This window comes from Pelomonas sp. Root1444 (assembly GCF_001426885.1).
In the GTDB taxonomy this organism is placed as follows: Bacteria; Pseudomonadota; Gammaproteobacteria; order Burkholderiales; family Burkholderiaceae_C; genus Pelomonas.
Genome location: NZ_LMFP01000029.1, coordinates 1 through 19,400 on the forward strand (window position 1 = coordinate 1; position 19,400 = coordinate 19,400).

Consider the following 19,400-nt stretch of genomic DNA (forward strand, 5'->3'; position numbering starts at 1 on the left):
GCTGGGAATCTGCACCGCTCCCCGCGCTGCAACCGTCAAGGTGTGTTCGGCGGACGCCTACGTATGGCGAGCGTCTGCGCCAACCAGTCGTAGGCCTCGTGCTTGGTCATCAGCTCGTGCTCCCAGACGGGGTCGAAGGCCTTGTGCGCCGCGATCCGCGCCGCACGCAGCGCTTCGTCGGCCAGTTCGCCAAATGGTTCGTCGGTGCCGCTCTTGCAACCCACCCAGGCGTCACAAAACCAGCAGACCCAGAACTGCCTGTCATGGAGGTCTTTGCGGTCCGGATAGACCGCCAGCCCGTCATGAAGTTCGGCGTGCCTGCCGCAGTGGTCGCAGAGCACCGCGCGGTCGCTGTGGCGGGCCTGGGGCGTCGCGACGGGACACCCTTGAGCTGTGCGCAGGCGCTTGAGGTAGTCGAGCAAGCTGCTGAGACCGACTCCGCTGGCAGGGCCGTCGGGGCCATCGACCACGGTTTGCCAGGACTGCGTTCCCGGCCAGAAGTCGACGCGGTCGTCCAGCCGCACGCGCCTGCCGCCGTCCAGAGAGACGACGTTGCCGGCGCCAAAGGCGGCTAGGCCGGCCTGGCCTGACGTGCCCTTCTTCAACGCGCTCATGCCCGCACCCACCGCAGTCCGCTATGCGGCGAGCCGGTGCTCGTAAACCGTCGGCGTCCGATCATCGAAGATGTCGTAGAGCGCCTTGAAATTGTTCGGATCGGGATTTAGCCAGGCGTCGACGTGCTCGGGCTTGATCCGAATGATCATGCGGTCATGACCCGCGTCGCGCACCTCCGGCGGGGGCTCATCCGTGATGGCTGCGAAGGACAGCAGGTCGGGTTCTCCGTCTTTCGTCCAGTGCGACCATAGGCACGCGATCAACATGAGTTCCGGCGGGTTTGGCTTGAATTGCAGAATCACGTTCTCCGGCTTCTCGTCCGGCGCCAGCGGACGATGCTCCATGTCATGGCGCTTCACGTTCTCGTAGAACGTGTCCACCAGCAGGATCCCGTGCGTGAAGCCGAACTGTCCGCGCCAGAACCTCTCCAGGTTGTCGCGTCGCGCGTTGTAAGTCCCTGGGTACTCGGAGTCGTACGAGGCCGGGCGGCCTGCGGGCCGGCACTGGTAACGCATGGGCACCACGACGCGCTGGCCGTCGCGCACCACCATCACGGGCGCGTACACGCCGGGGAAGATGCGTGAGTCCCGGTCCGCCGGCTCGGTCCTGCGCAAATCGTCCAGATCCAGCCGGGCCTTGGAGATCTTCGACGGAGCGATGCGCAGGCTGTCCTGCGCGCTCTTGGGCGGCTTTGGATTTGCCTGCAAGATGCGCTCGGCGTCGGCCAGGCGCTTGCGCTGCGCGAACAGTTCCTTTTCCAGCGCCATCACGCGCTCCGTCTTGAAGGACGCGATCAGCCGCTGGATCTCCAGCTCCTCGGATGTCGTCGCTTGGTGTTCGAACGCCGCTTCCATGGCCTTCGGTATCTTGAGCTTGCCGTCTTGCCGCCCATAGAAGACCTTCACAAACTCCTTGATCCCCAGCTGCGCGCCGAACAGACGGACGTAGTCGCGGTAATCGGCGCGGATCTGGGCTGAGTAGCACATGGGGACAGCGTCCTTGAGGTCGTGTGAATCGCAAGCGGGTCGCGGGAAAGGGTGCCGTCGGATCCTTCATGAAAGCCGATGACGCGCATCTGCGGGTGGACGGCAGCTGGCGGGATGGTGTACTGTATAAAAAAACAGTAATCAACGCCACCCATGCCAGAACTCGTCCAAGCAACACGGATTTTGACGGCCGCGCCTGAGCCGTCCAGCCCCGTCCCGACATTCCCGGGCGAGGGTGATCTGGTCGCGCCAGCGCAGAACGCAGCCCGCCACGGCGGAGCGCTTCCTCCGGATCTGATGGACGCGGTGTGGCGGGGCAACCAGTTGGGCGGCTGCCGCGTGGCCTTTGTGCCGACGGGATTTGCGGCGCTGGATGCGGCGCTCACCGATGGTGGTTGGCCATGTGGTTGCCTGATCGAGGTGCTGCAGTCGCAGCCATCACTGATCGAATGGCGCCTGATCGGCCCGAGCCTGCGAGCGCTGGTGAGCGGAGGCCGCTCTGTGGTGGTCATTGGTCATCCCAAGCGGCCCCACCTGGTCGGTCTGCGGCACCTGGGCATCGGCGAGGACAACCTGCTGTGGGTCAAAGTCGATGCGCCATCGCACCGGCTGTGGGCCACTGAACAGGCCATCCGTTCCAATGCCGCCGCCGCTGTGCTCGCATGGATGCCCCAGGCGCGGCCTGAGCAGCTGCGCCGTCTGCAGGTGCTGGCCCAGGGCTGCGAAGGCCCGGTCTTCATCATCAGGCCCATCCAGGCCCGTCACGACCCGTCGCCCGCGCCGCTGCGGCTACTCGCCTCACCGCTTCTCGACTGGAAGCTGAAGGTGGAGGTGCTCAAGCGCCGTGGCGCGGCGTTGGAGTCGCCGTTGGTGCTCGACTCTGTTCCCGGCGGGTTGGAGCACGTCCTGACGGCGCGCACGCGGCTTCCCAGTGTTCTCATTACTTCCAAGGAGGCCCGACGTGCTCTGGGTCGCCCTGCTCATCCCGCCTCGATCCCAGCCCGAATCGCCGACACCCTCGCCAGCGCCGCCAGCCACCGCTGACGCGCTGAAGGGTCTGGCTTTGTGGGCCCTGCAGTTCACGCCGCGAGTGACGTTGGTCGAAGACGCCGTGGTCATGGAGGTGGAGTCGAGCCTGCGGTTGTTCAAAGGCCTGCCTGCCCTGAAGGCGCGGATCAGTGACGAGGCGCCGGACCTTGGCGTTACGAACGTCGGCTGGGCGCCCAATGCGAAGGCCGCGCTTTTGCTGGCGCGATGCCGGGTGTTCGACCTGGGTGATCGGCTGCTCCAACCGGTCCTGGACCCGTTGCCATTGACGGCGCTCACCGCTGCTGCAGCGCACGCCGAGGTGCTGACGCGCATGGGGGTCAACACGCTGGGCCAGTTGCGGCGACTGCCACGTGATGGCGTCAGCCGCCGGTTTGGGTCCCGGGTCCTGGCGGAACTGGACCAGGCATATGGCCGCCTGGCGGAGGTTCATCGCTGGGAGGAGATCCCGGAGACCTTCGTCGTCCGGTGCGAGCTGCCCGCTCGCGAGGACCGCGCGCAGGCGCTGTTGACCTATGCGCGGCCGCTGCTGATGATGATGTGCGGTTGGCTGGCTTCGCGGCACATGGGGGCGCAAGGGTTCAAGCTGGTCTGGGTGCATGACTCGATGCGTGCCAAGGATGTGGCGGATTGCGGAGAAATCACCATCCGTTCGTCCGAACCCATGCGCGATCTGGAGCACTTCATGCGCCTGCTGGCGGAGCATCTCGCCAAGCTCGAGTTGCTGGCCCCGGTCGGCGAATTGCGCTTGGTCGCCGGCGATGTCGAGCGGGTTTCGGAGCAGTCCCTGTCGTTGCTGCCGCAAAGCCTGGGAGGCGGCGAGTCGCTGACCTTGCTGGCGGAACGCCTGGCCGCGCGCTACGGGCCGCAGGCCGTTCTCAAGCCGATGCTGGTGGACGACCACCGCACCGAGTGCGCGGTCCACTGGTCGCCGGCCGTCAAACGCCGGCCTCGCCCAGCAGCAGCGGTACCAGAGCTTCCCGCGCCGACGATCCTGCTGGAATCGCCGTTGCGTCTGGCGGTGCGAGGTGACCGGCCGCACTACCAGGGCCGCCTGGAACTGTTGATTGGCCCCGAGTTGGTGGAAGGCGGGTGGTGGGATCGCCTGCCCGGCACGGCCTCGACCCGCAGCGTGCAGCGCGACTACTGGGTTGCGCAGTCGGAAGCTGCCGGCACCCTGTCGATCTTCTGCACTCAGCTTGATGACGGTGAGCTGGCCTGGTATCTGGACGGTATCTACGCCTGAGTTGATGGTGTTGCCGTGGCCGACCTTCCTCCCTACGCCGAACTGCGGTGTGTCAGCAACTTCTCCTTCCTGCGCGGCGCCAGCTGGCCACAGGAACTGGTCGAGCGTGCGCATCGGCTTGGCTACGCCGCCATCGCCATCACTGACGAGTGCTCGGTGGCGGGCATCGTGCGGGCGCATGTGGAAGCGAAGGAGCGGGGCATCAAGCTGCTCGTGGGAAGCCAGTTCGAGGTGCAAGGCGACCTTGCGTTCACGCTTGTGGCGCTGGCTTGCAACATCAACGGCTACGGCAACCTGTGCCAGTTCATTTCGCGGCTGCGGCGCGGGGCGAGGAAAGGCACGTATCGGCTGACGCTGAACGACATCACGCTTTCGACACTCGATGACTGCGTGGTCGTGGCCTGTCCGGAGCGCCATGCCAAACCCGAGGCGCTGCTGCGCCTTGGCCGGTGGCTGCTGACGCATTTCATTGGTCGCGCATGGCTGGGGCTGGACCAACTGCGCCGCAGCGATGACGAGATCCGGCTGGAACGCCTGCGCGCTGTCAGCGCCGAGACCGAGATCCCGCTTGTAGCGGTGGGCGACGCGACCATGCATGTGCGGGGCCGCAAGCCGCTGATGGACGTGATGACGGCGACGCGGCTGCGTAAGCCGCTGACCGAATGCGGCAAGGCGCTGGACATCAACGCGGAACGGCATCTGCGAACACGGGGCCGGCTGGCGCGCACCTTCCCGGGCGACCTGATCGCGCAGACCGTCCTGGTGGCCGACCGCTGTGCCTTCAGCCTGGATGAGATCCGCTATCACTACCCGAACGAGGTGGGGCCGGAAGGCGATACGCCCGCGAGCCACCTGCGACGAATCACTTATGAAGGCGCCGGCCGGCGCTGGCCGGCCGGTGTGCCGGCGTCGGTGAACGAGCAGATTGAACGGGAGCTGACGCTCATCTCCGAGCTGGGTTACGAGCACTACTTCCTGACGGTGGCCGACATCGTGCAGTTCGCCCGCAGCCAGCACATCCTCTGCCAGGGCCGGGGATCGGCGGCGAACTCAGTCGTTTGCTATTGCACAGGCATCACCGAAGTCGACCCGGCGCGCATGAGCACCCTGTTCGAACGGTTCATCAGCCGCGAGCGCAACGAGCCGCCCGACATCGACATCGACTTCGAGCACGAACGGCGGGAGGAGGTCATTCAGTACCTCTATGGAAAGTACGGCCGCGAGCGGGCCGCACTGACGGCGGTCGTCATCTCCTACCGGATCAAGAGTGCGCTCAAGGATGTCGGCAAGGCGCTGGGGTTCGAGCTGCCCCTGCTGGAAAAACTCAGCGAGAACCTGCCGTACTGGGAGGGCAGCGAGGTCGACCCCAAGCGTCTGACCGAAGTCGGCATCGACGTGGACGACCTCGCGGTGCGGCAGCTGCTGTCGCTGGTGCGGCAGATCGTGAACATGCCGCGGCACATGTCGCAGCACCCGGGGGGCTTTGTGCTGAGCAACGGGCCGTTGACGCGTCTGGTGCCGGTGGAGAACGCCTCGATGGTCGACCGTACGGTCATTCAATGGGACAAGGACGATCTGGACGCGGTCGGCCTCATGAAGGTGGACGTGCTTGGCCTGGGCATGTTGACCGCGATCCGCAAGACACTGAGTCTGGTCAGCCGGACCAAGGGATACGACTTCGAGATGCAGGACATCCCGGCGGAGGATCCGGAGACCTACGCCATGATCTGCAAGGGCGAGACCATCGGCGTCTTCCAGATCGAGAGCCGGGCGCAGCGCTCGATGGTGCCGAGGCTGCAGCCGCGGTGCTTCTATGACCTCGTCATCGAGGTCGCCATCGTGCGGCCGGGTCCGATCCAGGGCGACATGGTCCATCCGTACCTGCGTCGCCGCCAAGGCAAGGAGCCGGCGACGCTGCCGAGCAAGGACCTGGAGGTCGCGTTGGCGCGCACCCTCGGCGTGCCGCTGTTCCAGGAACAGGTCATGCAGGTCGCGATGATCGCTGCGGGCTACACCGGCGGCGAAGCCGACGGACTGCGGCGGGACATGGCGGCGTGGAAGCGCAAGGGCGGCCTGACCAAGCACTACGAGAAGATCACGAGCGGCATGGCGGAGCGTGGCTACGACCCGGTGTTTGCGCAGTCGATCTTCAAGCAGATCGAGGGCTTCTCTTCCTACGGTTTCCCCGAGTCACACGCCGCCTCTTTCGCCTTGCTCGTGTATGCCAGTTGCTGGCTGAAAAGGCACCATCCGATGGAGTTCTTCGCCGGCATGGTGAACGCGCAGCCACTCGGGTTCTACAGCACCAGCCAGCTGATGCAGGATGCCCGGCGCAATGGCGTCAGCATTCTGCCGCCCGACGTCATGTACAGCGACTGGGAATGCGTGCTGGAGCCCTTGGCCGATGGCATGGCGGTGCGACTCGGCCTCAAGATCATCAAGGGGCTGCAGTCGGAATCCGCCGAGGCGATCTGCGTCGCGCGGCGCGAGGCACCGTTCGAATCTGCCGCGGACCTTTCACGGCGTGCCGGGCTCAATCAACAGCAAATGACCGTGTTGGCATCGGGCGATGCACTTGGCAGCCTGAGCGGCCATCGGCGCCAACAGGTCTGGACCGCTTCTGCCTTGCGGTCGACGCCGCCGCTGCTGAGGGACGCACCGGTCCACGAGGAGTTCCTGGAACTGCCGCCAGCGCCTGAGGGCGAGGAGGTGGTATTCGACTATGACTCCCTGCGGCTGACATTGCGCAGCCATCCGTTGGCGCTGTTGCGTCCGCAGCTGCAACAGCTCCAGCATCTGCAGCTGCTGACTTCCCGACAACTGCAGGACGTGCCTGATCGCCGGCAGGTACAGACATGCGGCATCGTGACGACCAAGCAGCAGCCCGAAACCGCAAACGGGGTCATCTTCATCTCGCTCGAAGATGAGGAGGGCGAGATCCAGGTGATCGTCTACCGAGGCATCTGGGAGAAGCCGCACCTGCGGCCCGTCATGCTGAACTCTCGTCTGATGGCCGTGAAAGGGCGGTGGCAGCGCGAAGACGGCGTATGCAACATCGTGGCTGGCCATCTGGAAGACCTGACACCGATGCTGGGCAAGCTGGCAACCAACAGCCGAGACTTCCGTTGAATTGAAATTGCTCTCTGCGCTCTGCGCCCATGCGTTCTGGTCGGAACGTCGAGTGCTATTGTTCCGACAGCGGATGACTGCTGAATTCAAACCATCCAGGAGCGCCAATGCCCAAGTCCCTCGCAACAATAATGAGTCAAATCGAACGGCTTCAGAAAGAAGCCGCTGTGATCCAGCGCGAAGTTGTAGGCCGTATTCGCAAAGACGTTGCGAAGTACGGGCTGACGCCAGAACAGATCTTCGGTGCAAAGGATGCGGCAACGCGAGTGAAGGTCACGGGGAAGGCGAAGACGAAATCGAGAAGGGCGCCAAAGTACGCCGACGGTGCGGGCAACACCTGGGGCGGTTTTGGGAAGCGACCAGACTGGCTCCGCCAAGCGTTGGCTGCCGGCAAGGCGATCGAGGAGTTCCTGATCGGCCCATCTGGACCTGTGGCGCCAGAGGCTGTCGCAACGAAGGTCGGTCGCAGGAGGCCTATGGCGCAGGTGGCAGCGGCACCGAAGAAGGTCGTCGCGAAATCCGCAGCTGCTGCGAAGCCGACGACTTCATCGAAAAAGTCGCGCAAGCCCCGCGCGAAACCGGTCGCCGGTTCGGCGTCGGTTTAACACTTCGTGCAGCCGTCGGACTCGACGGCAAAGCAAAGCATCCGTCATCTAAGTCCACCAGCTGGACCCGGCCGCTGACCAGCACGTTCACGTCATTGTTCAGCTGCGGTTGATCGGTGGCGCTGAAGGCCTCCTGGCACGCTGGGGCCAAGCGGTTTGGTCGCAGGAAACGGCTTTTCGGTGGCGGCCACTTTCTCGTACGCTATCCGCGCCAGCCTTGAAGCGGAAAACGTGTTCGTGCGAGGACTGATCCAAGAGTCGGAACGGTGCCGATATAGAGATGCGCGGTGGGCCGGCTGAGCTGCCGCATGTCCGCTGGCTCGAGCGTCGAGCTATCGCCGTGCCCTGGGGTGTGTCAAAGCTGCGGTATGCATGCTGATGGATGGGCCGGTCACGCGCCAGTGGCGTGGATCGTGGCATCCTGAGGGGGCTGGAGGGGAGGAGGTATTCAGGCCGTGGTGGCGTTCATCACCGCGATATTGCGCGTTGCCTCTCTTCCCGCCCTCCCTTTTCCCTTGCCAGCTGCCACCGACAACCTGCTTGCGCGGCGTCCGCGAGTCCGTGAACAACGGGCGCCCGCGCTTGCCGAGTTGGTTCCCTGGCTGCTTCATAGCGGATATGCGTGGCATCGGATGTCAGGACGGCGGGATTCGAACTCGCGACCCCTGCACTCTTGCATGTGGCGATCAGCTGGCTGAGCGCCGCTTGCAATCCTTCAAGAGATCGGCAGCACTCCGCCCGGATGACAGTGCCGCAAGCGTGGCTGCCCAGACGGACAACGCGTCCATCCGTTGCTCAAAGTAGTCGTGCCGGTCGTAGACCCCCTCGACGCTTTTGAGCTTGTGATTCAGTGCACGCTCGGCCACGAATCGGTCGACGCCAAGCCGTGCGAGGTTTGTACGTGCCGTGCGGCGCATGTCGTGGACGGTGAAATGCGCGATGTTCAGGCCTGTCAGTCGCTTGAGGGCCACGTTCAGCGTGTCTGGCCCTACGTGCGGGAAGCGATTGACACGCGCCTCGCCAAGACGGCGCCGCACGAGCCGGCGGGCGGGGAAAACGTAAGGCCGACCTGACGCCAGGACCCGCGCCTCGCTCAACCAGCCGATGACCGGATCGGCGAGCGGAATTTCGATCTCCACTTCCGTCTTCGTGTATTCCTTGTCGAGCGTCCAGACCTTTCCGTCGAGGTCGAAGTCCTCCCAGCGCGCGGACAGTAGTTCCATCTTGCGTACACAGAGGGCGAGCAGCAGCCAGACGGCCAATTCGTTCTCTCGGCCGAAATTTTGCGTCGAGCGCATCGAGCGCGCCAATTGCTCGATTTCGCCAAGGGTCAGAAAACGCTCCCTCGGTGCCTCCGCGCCGCCTGCGTCCGTCTGCTCGAAGTCGGCAGCCGGGTTGCGTTCGATCCAGTGGTTGCGCATCGCGAACTTGAACATCCGAACCATGTAGCGCAACGCATCATTCGCTACGGTGGGCGCGCCGCTGGCGACGATGCGGCGCAGAACCTGGTCTACGTGCGTTGGCTGAACGTCCTTAGGGGTCAGCATTCCGATGACCGGATTGATGTATTTGCGAAAGACGCGTGCCACGACGTCCGGATGCTTGTAGTTCGGCTCGATGTACCGAGAGAGCCAGAGAGCGCTGAGCTCGCGGACGTTCTGGACTTCGGTCAAGCGAGCCTTCTGGGCTTGTTTCGCGGCCGCCACGTCGACCCCGCGTTCGACCTCGCTGCGATCTTTGCGGGCCTGCTCGCGTGCTGCCTTTAGGGAAAGTTCGGGGTAGCGACCCAGGACTTTCTCGCGGGGGCGGCCGTTGACCCGAAAACGAAGGATCCAGGACGCCTTGCCTTTGCTCGCGGCGGAGGCGCTGGCAACGAAGGTGAGGCCTTCGCCGATGCCGCGGTCTGTTGGGCCGGCGGCGAGCCAAGCCCTGAGGTCACGATCCGTGAGTGGTCGTCGTTGCAGTGTTTCCATGTCCCATTTGCTCCATGAAGCTGTGGGGTTTTTTTCTGGGAAAAGGCCCAAGAGCACCACATCCTGAAAAAACCCCACAATAAACCCCACAGGATGCGTGCGCTGCACTGCGGCGCCCTGGGACGGTCTGGGACAAGAAAATCCTTATAGATCAGTCAGTTATTGAGCTTTTGCGGACGTCCTAGGACGCCCCGAAAACCTACTCAATGTTCTGCACCTGCTCGCGCATCTGCTCGATGGCGACCTTCATCTCGACCGAGACGTTGGTCAGCTCCAGCGCTGCGGATTTGGAGCCGAGCGTGTTGGCTTCGCGGTGCAGTTCCTGGATCAGGAAGTCCAGCCGCTTGCCGAGCTCGCCGCCTTTCTTCAACAGGCGGCTCAGCTCCTCGAGGTGGGCGCGCAGCCGGCCCAGTTCCTCCGCCACGTCGATGCGGATGGCGAAGGCGGCCGCCTCGTTCAAGGCGCGTTCCTGCAAGGCTTCCTTCGGCACGCTGCTGGCCGCGCCCGTCGTCGCCAGCGCTTCCTGCCAGCGTTCGAGGAAGCGTTGCTGCTGGCGCGCGACGACGGCGGGCAGCAGCGGCTCGGCCTCGTCGGCCAGCTCGCGCAGCCGCTTGATGCGCTCGTTCAGGATGGCGACGAGCTTCTCGCCCTCGCGCTCGCGGGATTCGGCCAGGCCCTCGACGCAGGCCTTGGCGGCCTCCAGCGTGGCGGCGTCGAGCTGTACCGGCGCGCCGCCGCCGCTCTTGCACCAGTTCAAGGCTTCGTGGACGGACAGCGGCGCAGCCTGCGGCAGCCAGGCGCGCACCTTCGCTTCCAGGTTGGCCAGCCGGTTGAGCTGTTCAGGCTGGGGCTGCGGCCAGCTGCCATCGGCCTCGCGCTGGCTGTTGATGCGCAGTTCGATCTTGCCGCGCTTGAAGCGAGCGGCGATCAGGTCGCGCAACTGGGGTTCGAGCCCGCGCAGCTCTTCGGGCATGCGCATCGACAGGTCCAGGAACCGGCCGTTCACCGAGCGCAATTCGACGCTGACGGCGGCCTGGATCATGTGGCTGCCGTCCTCGGCTTTAGGGGGTTGTGCCACGGAATTGGCGTACCCGGTCATGCTGTAGACTGGCATTTCGCACTCGCAAAACAGACGTTAACAAGAGATTCAAGGGCGATTATGTCCAAGCCGAAGCCGGCGCCCTTGCCTGCAGGCACGGTGGTTGGGGGCTACCAGATCATCAAGCGACTGGCGGCGGGCGGTTTTGGCGTGGTCTACCTCGCCGAAGACCCGGACCACCACCTCGTCGCACTGAAGGAATACCTGCCTTCGTCGCTGGCCGAGCGCTCGCCGGGCGAACTGACGCCGCGCGTCAAGCCCGAGAAGCAGCCGCTGTACCGGCTGGGCTTGAAGAGCTTCTTCGAAGAAGGCCGGTCGCTGGCCCAGATCTCCCATCCCAGCGTCGTCTCGGTGCTGAACTTCCTGCGCGAGAACGAGACGGTCTACATGGTCATGAACTACCTGCAGGGTGACACCTTGCAGGACTTCATCGTGACCGCCCGCGACATGAAGCGCGACAAGGTCTTCCGCGAGTCGACCATCCGCAGCCTCTTCGACGAGATCCTGCGCGGCCTGCGCATCGTCCACCAGCACAAGATGCTGCATCTGGACATCAAGCCGGCCAACATCTTCATCACCAACGACAACAAGGCCGTGCTGCTGGACTTCGGCGCCGCGCGCGAGGTGTTGAGCAAGGAAGGCAACTTCATCCGCCCGATGTACACGCCGGGCTTCGCCGCACCGGAGATGTACCGCCGCGACGGCTCGTTGGGCCCCTGGACCGACATCTACGCCATCGGCGCCTGCATCTACGCCTGCATGCAGGGCTATCCGCCCAACGATGCGCCGCAGCGCCTGGAGAAAGACCGCCTGTCGCTGAGCCTGTCGCGCCTGCGCAATGTCTACTCCGACAACCTGCTCGAAGTGACCGAGTGGTGCATGTCACTCGACCCGCTGTCCCGCCCGCAGAGTGTGTTCGCGTTGCAGAAGGAACTCGCGCGCGAGACCGAAAGGCGCTACACCAAGCTCAGCTTCAGCGAACGGCTCAAGCTGCAGTTGGAGAACCTCAAATCCGGAGCAAAAGCTTGAGCCCCCACGCTCACATTCGTTCGCTGCCCCCCCTGGAGACGCAAGCCTCCCCAGGGGCGGCCGGTCGGGAGCCTTGGCTTTGAGATTCAGCGTCTTCCAAGTCAGCCGTCGCGGCGGCCGCGAGACCAATGAAGACCGCATGGGCTACTGCTTCACGCGGGAGGCCGGCCTGTTCGCGCTGGCCGACGGCATGGGCGGCCATCCGGAAGGGGAGGTCGCGGCGCAGATCGCATTGCAGACGCTCGCCGCGCTGTTCCAACAGGACGCCCGGCCGGTGCTCGAGAACCCGCAGCGCTTCCTGCAGGAGAGCATCGTCATCGCCCACCAGCAGCTGCTGCGCTATGCGCAGAGCAAGGGGCTGTCGGACACGCCGCGCACCACGGTCGTGGCCTGCATCCTGCAAGGCAACCAGGCCTGGTGGGCGCACTGCGGCGATTCGCGCCTGTACATGGTGCGCGACGGCAAGCTGATCGCCCGCACGCGCGACCATTCCTATTCCGAACTGCAAGAGGCGCTGGGCCGCGTCGGTCGTGGTGCCGAAGCCTTCAACCGCAACGTGCTCTTCACCTGCCTGGGCAGCCCCGGCAAGCCCATGGTGGACTGCCAGGGCCCGCTCGTCATGGAGCCCACGGATCGCATCCTGCTGTGCTCCGACGGGCTTTGGGGCAGCGTGGAGGACGCCGAGATCGTCCAGCACATGGCGGAGCAGGCCATCGCCGAGGCCGTGCCCGAACTGGTCGAGCAGGCGCTGCGCCGCGGCGGTGCGCGCAGCGACAACGTCACCGTCCTGGCCGTGGAATGGGAAGGCGAGGGCGAGCCCAGTGGCGACACGACGCAGAACCTCGGCAACTCCGGCTTCGCCTCCACCATCCACGGCGCGCTGGACGCCGATCTCGTCGCCGGCATGGACGACGAGGAGATCGAGCGCTCGGTGCGCGAGATCAACGAAGTCATCCGCCAATCCGGCCGCGGCCTGAACCGCCGCTAACTCTCCTTTCGCCATGACCAAGACCTTCACGCGCAGCGCAGGCCGCGCTGCCAATCAATTGCGCCCGGTGCGCATCACCCGCGGGTTCACCGTGCATGCCGAAGGCTCGGTGCTGATCGAGTTCGGCGGCACCCGCGTGCTGTGCACGGCCTCCGTCGAGGAGCGCGTGCCGCCGCACAAGCGCGGCTCGGGCGAGGGTTGGGTGACGGCCGAGTACGGCATGCTGCCGCGTGCCACGCACACGCGCGGCGACCGCGAGGCCGCGCGCGGCAAGCAGAGCGGCCGCACGCAGGAGATCCAGCGCCTCATCGGCCGGTCGCTGCGCGCCGTGTTCGACCTCGCCGCGCTGGGCGAGCGCACCATCACGCTGGACTGCGACGTGCTGCAGGCCGATGGCGGCACGCGCACGGCGGCCATCACCGGCGCCTTCGTCGCGGCCCAGGACGCCGTCAACAAGCTGCTGGCCGACAGCAAGCTGTCGCGCTCGCCCATCAAGGATGCGGTGGCCGCCATCTCGGTCGGCATGGTCGACGGCGTGCCGCTGCTGGACCTGGAGTACATCGAGGACGTGGCCTGCGACACCGACATGAACGTCGTCATGACGGGCAGCGGCGGCTTTGTGGAGCTGCAGGGCACGGCCGAAGGCGTCGTCTTCACGCGCGACGAGATGAACGCGTTGGTCGACCTGGCCGACAAGGGCATCCGCGAGTTGCTGGCCGCACAACAAGCGGCACTCAAATCGTGAAGCTGGTCCTTGCGTCGAACAACGCCAAGAAGCTTGCCGAGCTGCAGGCGCTGTTCACGCCGCTCGGCATAGCGCTGGTCACGCAAGGCAGCCTGGGCATTCCCGAGGCCGAGGAGCCCTACGACAGCTTCGTCGAGAACGCGCTGACCAAGGCCCGCCACGCGGCCCGGCTGAGCGGCCTGCCGGCGCTGGCCGACGACTCGGGCTTGAGCGTCGAAGCCTTGGGTGGTGCGCCCGGCGTTCGCTCGGCGCGTTACGCGCTCGACGCCGGCGGCGAGAAGAGCGATGCGGCCAACAACGAGCGGCTGCTGCGCGAGCTGGCCGGGGTGGCCGACCGCCGCGGCCGTTTTGTCTGCGCATTGGTGGCCGTGCGCAGCGCTGACGACCCGGAGCCGCTGATCGCGATGGGACGTTGGGCGGGCGAGATCTTGGCCGCGCCCAGCGGCGAAGGCGGCTTCGGCTATGACCCGCTGATGTTCATTCCTGCGGCGGGGCGTTCCGTGGCCGACCTGAGCGCGGCCGAGAAGAACGCGATCAGCCACCGCGCGCTCGCCGCAACCGATCTGATCGACCAGTTCCGCGAGGTCTGGCGGCTTGGCTGACGACATGAAGCCCCCACGCCCGCCCCGCGGGCTGCCCCCCGCGGGGGCGCATCCATGGCCTGGGACGGCCCGGCGCCATGGCTGATCTGCTGCACCTGATGCGCCCGGGCACGCTGCAACTGCCCGCGCTGCCGCCGCTCGCCCTGTACGTGCACCTGCCCTGGTGCCTACGCAAATGCCCTTACTGCGACTTCAACTCGCATGAGATGAAGTCTGGCCTGGCGCCCGACACGGCCGCCGCCTACCTCGCCGCCTTGCGCGCCGACCTGGAGGCGGCGCTGCCGCTGGTCTGGGGGCGGCCGGTCGTCAGCGTCTTCATCGGCGGCGGCACGCCCAGCCTGTTCAACCCGGAGCAGATCGCCGAGCTGATCTCGGACATCCGCGCCCGCCTGCCGCTGGAGGCGGGCTGCGAGATCACGCTGGAGGCCAACCCGGGCACCTTTGAGCGCGAGCGTTTCAAGGGCTTCCGTCAGGCCGGCGTGACGCGGCTGTCCGTGGGCGTGCAGAGCTTCGACGACGCGCAGCTGAAGCAGTTGGGCCGCGTGCACAGCGCCTCGCAGGCGCGGGAGGCACTGGCCGAGGCCGCAGCGGCCTTCGACACGTTCAACCTGGACCTGATGTACGCGCTGCCGGGCCAGACGCTGGACGGGTTGTCGAAAGAGCTCGACACGGCGTTGTCGTTCAAGCCGCCGCACCTGTCCATCTACCACCTGACCATCGAGCCCAACACGGTGTTTGCCACCCGCACGCCGGCGGGCCTGCCCGATGCGGACCTGGCCAGCGACATGCTGGACCTGATCGGCGCCCGCACCGGCACCGCCGGCTTGGCCCGTTATGAGGTCTCTGCCTTTGCGCGCGACGGCCACCGCTGCACGCACAACCTCAACTACTGGCAGTTCGGCGACTACCTCGGCATCGGTGCCGGCGCGCACAGCAAGCTCAGCTTTCCCAACCGCGTGCTGCGCCAGGTGCGCTGGCGCGAACCGGCGGCCTTCATGGCGCAGCCGAACAAGGTCAGCAACGAACACGAGGTGGCGCGCAAGGACCTGCCCTTCGAATTCATGCTGAATGCGCTGCGGCTCAAGGAGGGCGTCGCGCTGACGCAGTTCCTGGAACGCACCGGCCTGCCGCTGTCGGCCATCTCTGCCGGGTTGGAGGCCGCACGCAGCCGCGGCCTGCTGACCGCGGACCCGGCGCGCATCCAGCCCACCGAGCGCGGCTTCGACTTCCTCAGCGACCTGCAGCAGCTGTTTCTTTGACGCAGGTCGGACGTCAGTCCGACCGTGAGGCTTCGTTCAGCCGCTGCTGCACCGCGGCGACCTCGGCGTGCAGCCAGTCGCAGAAGGTGCGCACGGCCGGGTCGTCACGCAGCGCCTCGGGGTAGACGACCTGGTAGTCGCGCGTGGCGTCCTCGTCGATGGCCTGGGCCGACAGCCGCACCAGCCGCCCATCCAGCAGCGCGTCGGCGGCGAACAGTTCGCGCGTCAGTGCCACGCCCATGCCTTGTTCGGCAGCCTGCCCCAGCATCGCGGCGTCGTTGAAGGTGGCCACGGGCGTGGGCACCACGCCGGTGTGGCCGACCTTGGCAAACCACATCCGCCACAAGTCCGCATCGCCCATCAGCGGCTGCTGGGCCAGCAACTCCGGCCCCGCGCCCACCAGGCGCTGCGCCAGCAGCGGCGCGGCAACGACGATGTGCGGCGAGTGAAAGAGCGGCTCGCAGATCAGCCCTGGCCAGCCCCCCCGGCCGATGCGCAGCCCGATGTGGAAGCCTTCGCGCTCCAGGTCCACCACCTGCTGTGACGAATGCAGGTCCAGCGTGATGCAGGGCTGCAAAGCCTGCCAGCGCGGCAGGCGCGGCAGCAGCCAGCGTTGGGCGAACGAGGGCAGCGCGGTCACGCGCAGCGTCTGCGCCGCGCTGCCGTGCGCCTGGGCGGCGGCCAGCAGTCCCGCCTGCAATGCGGCGAAGACCTGCGTCACGCCGTGCTGGAAGGCCTGGCCCGCCGGGTTCAACGCCAGCCGCCGGCCCTGGCGCGAGAACAGCTCGAAGCCGAGCTGCGCCTCCAGGCCGCGGATCTGCTGGCTGACGGCACTGTGCGTCAGGTGCAGGCTCTCGGCCGCGGCACGCAGGTTCTCGGTCTGGGCCGCGGCGCGGAAGGCGGCCAGGTAGTGCAGGGGAAAGCGGTCGAGTGAAGTCATCCTGGTAAGCCATCCCAACCAGTCAGTGAAGAAATCAGCGCTTCTGTGCGGCGAGTTGGATGAATAGCATAACCAGCACTCAAGGAGCCCTCATGAATTCACTGCCCCGCTGGATTGCTTTCCCACCGTCTGCCGCCGTTCTCGTGCTCGTCACGTCGGCGCACGCCTTCACCGATTCGAACGCGGAGTTGAAGGAGGCAAAGGCCGACCGGTCCGCCCGCGTCGTGGTCGCGGCCCAGGCCACGGTGCCCGTTCGGACGGCCTGGGTGCCACCTTCGCCAAAGTCGCTGGACGGGTTCAAGCCGGTGCTCCCGCCGGACCGCGTGGCCGCGCCGTCCGGTGCGCCCCTGCTGGCCAAAGCCGATGCACCGGCCCCGGCAAAGCGTTGAGAACCGAGCGCCGGGTCAGACCCGGTTGAGCGACAGGCCCGAGGTCGCGCGCAGCCGCTCCAGCACCTTGGCGGCGATCTGGTTCAGCGGCAGCACCTCGTCCGCCGCGCCGGCCGCGATGGCCTCGCGTGGCATGCCGAAGACGACGCAGCTCGCCTCGTCCTGGCAGTAGTTGTAGGCGCCGGCGTCCTTCATGACCTTCATCGCCCTGGCGCCGTCGGCGCCCATGCCAGTCAGCATGATGCCGATGGCGTTCGGCCCGACCACCTTGGCGGCCGACAGGAACAGCGCCTCGACCGAGGGCTTGTGGCGGTTGACGGGCTCGCCCTCCTGCACGCGGGCGATGTAGTTCGCGCCGCTGCGCTCCACCGTCAGGTGCAGGCCGCCCGGCGCGATGTAGCCGTGGCCGGGCAGGATGCGCTCGCCGTCCTGCGCTTCCTTGACGCGGATCTTGCAGAGGCCATCCAGCCGCGCCGCGTAGCTGCGCGTGAAGCCCGCGGGCATGTGCTGGGTGATGACGACCGCGGGGCTGTCGGCCGGCAGGTTGATGAGCACGTCCTTGGTCGCTTCGGTGCCGCCGGTGGAGGCGCCGATGAAGATGAGTTTCTCGGTCGAGGCGCGGCCCAGGCTGGCCATCGAGACCGGCTTGGCTGGTGCCGGTGCGGGGGCGCCGGGGGCAGGCGGCGGCGGCGCGCGGCGGATGTGGGCCTTGGAAGCGATGCGGATCTTGTCCGTGATGTCCTGGGCCAGCAGGCGGATGCCGTCAGCCACGCCGATCTTGGGCTTGGCGACGAAGTCGACGGCGCCCAGCTCCAGCGCCTTCAACGTCACCTCCGCGCCGCGCTCGGTCAGCGTGGACACCATCACCACCGGCATCGGCCGCAGCCGCATCAGGCGCGACAGGAAATCCAGCCCGTCCATGCGCGGCATCTCCACGTCCAGCGTGATGACGTCCGGGTTGAGGTTGCGGATCATCTCTCGCGCAACCAGCGGGTCCGCCGCCGCGCCTATGCATTCCATGTCGGCCTGGCGATTGATGATTTCGGTCAGGATGGAGCGCACCAGCGCCGAATCGTCCACCACCACGACCTTGGTCTTGGCCATCGTTACTTCTCTCAGAACAAGTCGATGGAGCCGCCGCTGCTGGCAACGGGCTGCACCTTCTGGATTGCGGCGCGGTCCTGCTGGACCAGGGCCTCGGTATTCGTCGTCGCCAGGCGCTTGACCATGGCCTTGCCGCTGGCCGGCAGGAAGCACACCTTGCGGGGGTACACGTCCATCACGTCCTTGGAGACGATGGGAATGCGCTCCAGCTTCAGGTAGTCGATGACGAAGTTGGTGTTGCGTTCGCCCACATTGAGCGTGTTCATGCCGGAGATGACGGCGCCGCCACCGAAGATCTTGGCCTCCATGCGGCTCTTGCTGGCGCCGCGTTTCATCATCTCGTTGATGAGCAGCTCCATCGCGAAGGAGCCGTAGCGGCCGGAGTCGCCGTGGCCTTCGGGCAGCATGAAGTGGTTCATGCCGCCGACCTTGGCCACGCGGTCCCACAGGCAGGCGGCGATGCACGAGCCCAGCGTCGTCATGACGAGCAGGTCCTCGGTGTCGACGAAATACTCGCCGGGCAGGATCTTGACGGCCGCGTTCTTGAAGTGGGCGTCGTAGAAGAAGAAGGACGCCTCCCCCTGCCGACGCGGCTGGGCCTTGAGCTGGTTGACCCGCGCGACCGCAGCCTGGTTGCCCAGGCCGACGGCCGCTGCCGAGGCGAGTGGCGTGCTCATGTCAGTGGCGCCCGGCCGTGCCGAGCCGCTGAGTCGCACCCTCGGGAGGCAATGAACGGAGTGAGCGAGGGGGTTGTTTCATGTCAGACCCGTTCGTAAATCGTCTTGCCGCGCAGCTTGAACAGGTCGCGCGATTCGGTGAAGTTCTCCGAATGGCCGACAAAGAGCAGGCCGCCCGGCCGCATGACACGGTGGATGCGCTCCAGCACCTTGCGCTGCGTGGGGGCATCGAAATAGATCATGACGTTGCGGCAGAACACCATGTGAAAGGGGTCGCCGAGCTGCCACTGCTGGTCCATCAGGTTCAACGGGCGGAACTCCACCCAGCGCTGCAACTCGGGCTTGACGCGGATCTTCCCGGAATTGGCCCCGGTGCCGCGCATGAAAAAGGTCTTCAGCCGCGTCGGGTCCAGGCCGCGCGAATCGGCGTTGTAGACGCCGCGCTTGGCCGTGGCCAGCACATTGGTGTCGATGTCGCTGGCGACCAGTTGCACCGAAGCGCTGGAGCCGAGCGCTTCGTGGCAGGTCATCAGGATGGAGTACGGCTCCTCGCCCGTCGACGCCGCGCAGCACCAGATGCGCACCGGCTTGCCGACGTAGGGCTTGAGGTCGTCCTTCAGCGCGTGGAAGTGATGTTCCTCACGGAAGAATGAGGTCAGGTTGGTCGTCAGGCAGTTGACGAACTCCTGCCACTCCGCCGCGCTGGACGAGGCTTCCAGCCACTGCAGGTAGCTGCCGAAGCTCTTGTGGCCGGTCTCGCGCAGGCGGCGCGACAGCCGGCTGTAGACCATCGCATGCTTGCCGTCATGCAGGCTGATGCCGGCATGCTTGTAGATCAGCTCGCGCACGCGATCGAAGTCCGCCTTGCTGAAGCTGAACTCGTGATCGAGGGAATCCGTGCCTTGGGCGAGTTCGGGTGCGGGCATGTCGGAAATCGGTTTGTGGGTGCTCGCAGCAGTCCTGGCGT

General features: G+C 66.1%; 19 protein-coding genes. 11 read left to right on the forward strand and 8 right to left on the reverse strand.

Features of this window, described 5'->3' with window-relative positions; translation table 11 throughout:
• Positions 1-35 precede the first annotated feature (35 nt).
• The gene (locus tag ASD35_RS24005; RefSeq protein WP_056877513.1) at positions 36-614 is read right to left on the reverse strand and encodes a zinc-finger-containing protein; all 579 of its coding nucleotides are present in this window, start codon (positions 612-614) and stop codon (positions 36-38) included.
• A gap of 21 nt (positions 615-635) precedes the next feature.
• Positions 636-1,601: an SOS response-associated peptidase family protein gene (locus ASD35_RS24010; protein WP_056877514.1), complete on the reverse strand. Its 966-nt coding sequence runs from the start codon at positions 1,599-1,601 to the stop codon at positions 636-638.
• Positions 1,602-1,669: 68 nt separating this feature from the next.
• On the opposite strand from ASD35_RS24010, the gene ASD35_RS28345 reads away from it, so the two are divergent.
• From ASD35_RS28345 to ASD35_RS26825, 5 genes are all read left to right on the forward strand, one after another.
• Positions 1,670-1,801 carry a hypothetical protein gene (locus ASD35_RS28345; protein WP_255354561.1) on the forward strand — a complete coding sequence of 44 codons (132 nt, stop codon included), beginning with the start codon at positions 1,670-1,672 and terminating at the stop codon, positions 1,799-1,801.
• Positions 1,755-2,645 (forward strand): translesion DNA synthesis-associated protein ImuA, encoded by an 891-nt coding sequence (gene imuA, locus ASD35_RS24015; protein WP_157275748.1) that lies wholly within the window; start codon positions 1,755-1,757, stop codon positions 2,643-2,645. Before ASD35_RS28345 ends, imuA begins: the two co-directional genes overlap by 47 nt.
• Positions 2,563-3,894 (forward strand): DNA polymerase Y family protein, encoded by a 1,332-nt coding sequence (locus ASD35_RS24020; protein WP_235538447.1) that lies wholly within the window; start codon positions 2,563-2,565, stop codon positions 3,892-3,894. The genes imuA and ASD35_RS24020 overlap by 83 nt, the downstream gene beginning before the upstream one ends.
• A gap of 15 nt (positions 3,895-3,909) precedes the next feature.
• A complete protein-coding gene (locus tag ASD35_RS24025) occupies positions 3,910-7,023 on the forward strand; it encodes an error-prone DNA polymerase (protein ID WP_056877515.1) in 3,114 nt (1,037 codons plus the stop codon).
• A 107-nt stretch (positions 7,024-7,130) separates the two neighbouring features.
• A complete protein-coding gene (locus tag ASD35_RS26825) occupies positions 7,131-7,628 on the forward strand; it encodes an H-NS family nucleoid-associated regulatory protein (protein WP_082580412.1) in 498 nt (165 codons plus the stop codon).
• A gap of 686 nt (positions 7,629-8,314) precedes the next feature.
• Here the strand turns inward: ASD35_RS26825 and ASD35_RS24030 are convergent.
• Positions 8,315-9,601, reverse strand: a complete 1,287-nt coding sequence (locus ASD35_RS24030) for a site-specific integrase (protein WP_056877516.1) — start codon at positions 9,599-9,601, stop codon at positions 8,315-8,317.
• 199 nt (positions 9,602-9,800) lie between these two features.
• The gene (locus ASD35_RS24035) at positions 9,801-10,715 is read right to left on the reverse strand and encodes a YicC/YloC family endoribonuclease (RefSeq protein ID WP_082580413.1); all 915 of its coding nucleotides are present in this window, start codon (positions 10,713-10,715) and stop codon (positions 9,801-9,803) included.
• 45 nt (positions 10,716-10,760) lie between these two features.
• Here ASD35_RS24035 and ASD35_RS24040 point away from each other — a divergent pair, with 45 nt between their 5' ends.
• The 5 genes from ASD35_RS24040 (at position 10,761) to hemW (ending at position 15,323) form a co-directional block, all read left to right on the forward strand.
• On the forward strand, positions 10,761-11,729 hold the full coding sequence (locus ASD35_RS24040) for a serine/threonine-protein kinase (protein ID WP_056264626.1): 969 nt from the start codon (positions 10,761-10,763) through the stop codon (positions 11,727-11,729).
• A 79-nt stretch (positions 11,730-11,808) separates the two neighbouring features.
• A complete protein-coding gene (locus tag ASD35_RS24045; RefSeq protein ID WP_056877518.1) occupies positions 11,809-12,717 on the forward strand; it encodes a PP2C family serine/threonine-protein phosphatase in 909 nt (302 codons plus the stop codon).
• 13 nt (positions 12,718-12,730) lie between these two features.
• Positions 12,731-13,462 carry a ribonuclease PH gene (gene rph / locus ASD35_RS24050; protein ID WP_056877519.1) on the forward strand — a complete coding sequence of 244 codons (732 nt, stop codon included), beginning with the start codon at positions 12,731-12,733 and terminating at the stop codon, positions 13,460-13,462.
• The gene (gene rdgB / locus ASD35_RS24055) at positions 13,456-14,064 is read left to right on the forward strand and encodes an RdgB/HAM1 family non-canonical purine NTP pyrophosphatase (RefSeq protein ID WP_056877653.1); all 609 of its coding nucleotides are present in this window, start codon (positions 13,456-13,458) and stop codon (positions 14,062-14,064) included. Before rph ends, rdgB begins: the two co-directional genes overlap by 7 nt.
• Positions 14,065-14,141: 77 nt before the next feature.
• A complete protein-coding gene (hemW, locus tag ASD35_RS24060; protein ID WP_056877520.1) occupies positions 14,142-15,323 on the forward strand; it encodes a radical SAM family heme chaperone HemW in 1,182 nt (393 codons plus the stop codon).
• A gap of 13 nt (positions 15,324-15,336) precedes the next feature.
• On the opposite strand, the gene ASD35_RS24065 is transcribed toward hemW, so the two are convergent.
• Positions 15,337-16,263, reverse strand: a complete 927-nt coding sequence (locus tag ASD35_RS24065) for a LysR substrate-binding domain-containing protein (protein ID WP_056877521.1) — start codon at positions 16,261-16,263, stop codon at positions 15,337-15,339.
• 92 nt (positions 16,264-16,355) lie between these two features.
• Between ASD35_RS24065 and ASD35_RS24070 the strand changes: the two genes are divergently transcribed.
• Positions 16,356-16,652, forward strand: a complete 297-nt coding sequence (locus ASD35_RS24070) for a hypothetical protein (RefSeq protein ID WP_157275749.1) — start codon at positions 16,356-16,358, stop codon at positions 16,650-16,652.
• 15 nt (positions 16,653-16,667) lie between these two features.
• Here the strand turns inward: ASD35_RS24070 and ASD35_RS24075 are convergent, their stop codons facing one another.
• The 3 genes from ASD35_RS24075 to ASD35_RS24085 form a co-directional block, all read right to left on the reverse strand.
• Complete coding sequence (locus ASD35_RS24075; protein WP_056877523.1) at positions 16,668-17,756, reverse strand: chemotaxis response regulator protein-glutamate methylesterase; 1,089 nt, start codon at positions 17,754-17,756, stop codon at positions 16,668-16,670.
• 11 nt (positions 17,757-17,767) lie between these two features.
• Positions 17,768-18,433 (reverse strand): chemoreceptor glutamine deamidase CheD, encoded by a 666-nt coding sequence (cheD, locus tag ASD35_RS24080; RefSeq protein WP_056877524.1) that lies wholly within the window; start codon positions 18,431-18,433, stop codon positions 17,768-17,770.
• An 83-nt stretch (positions 18,434-18,516) separates the two neighbouring features.
• On the reverse strand, positions 18,517-19,359 hold the full coding sequence (locus ASD35_RS24085; RefSeq protein ID WP_157275750.1) for a CheR family methyltransferase: 843 nt from the start codon (positions 19,357-19,359) through the stop codon (positions 18,517-18,519).
• Between the last annotated feature and the right edge of the window lie 41 nt (positions 19,360-19,400).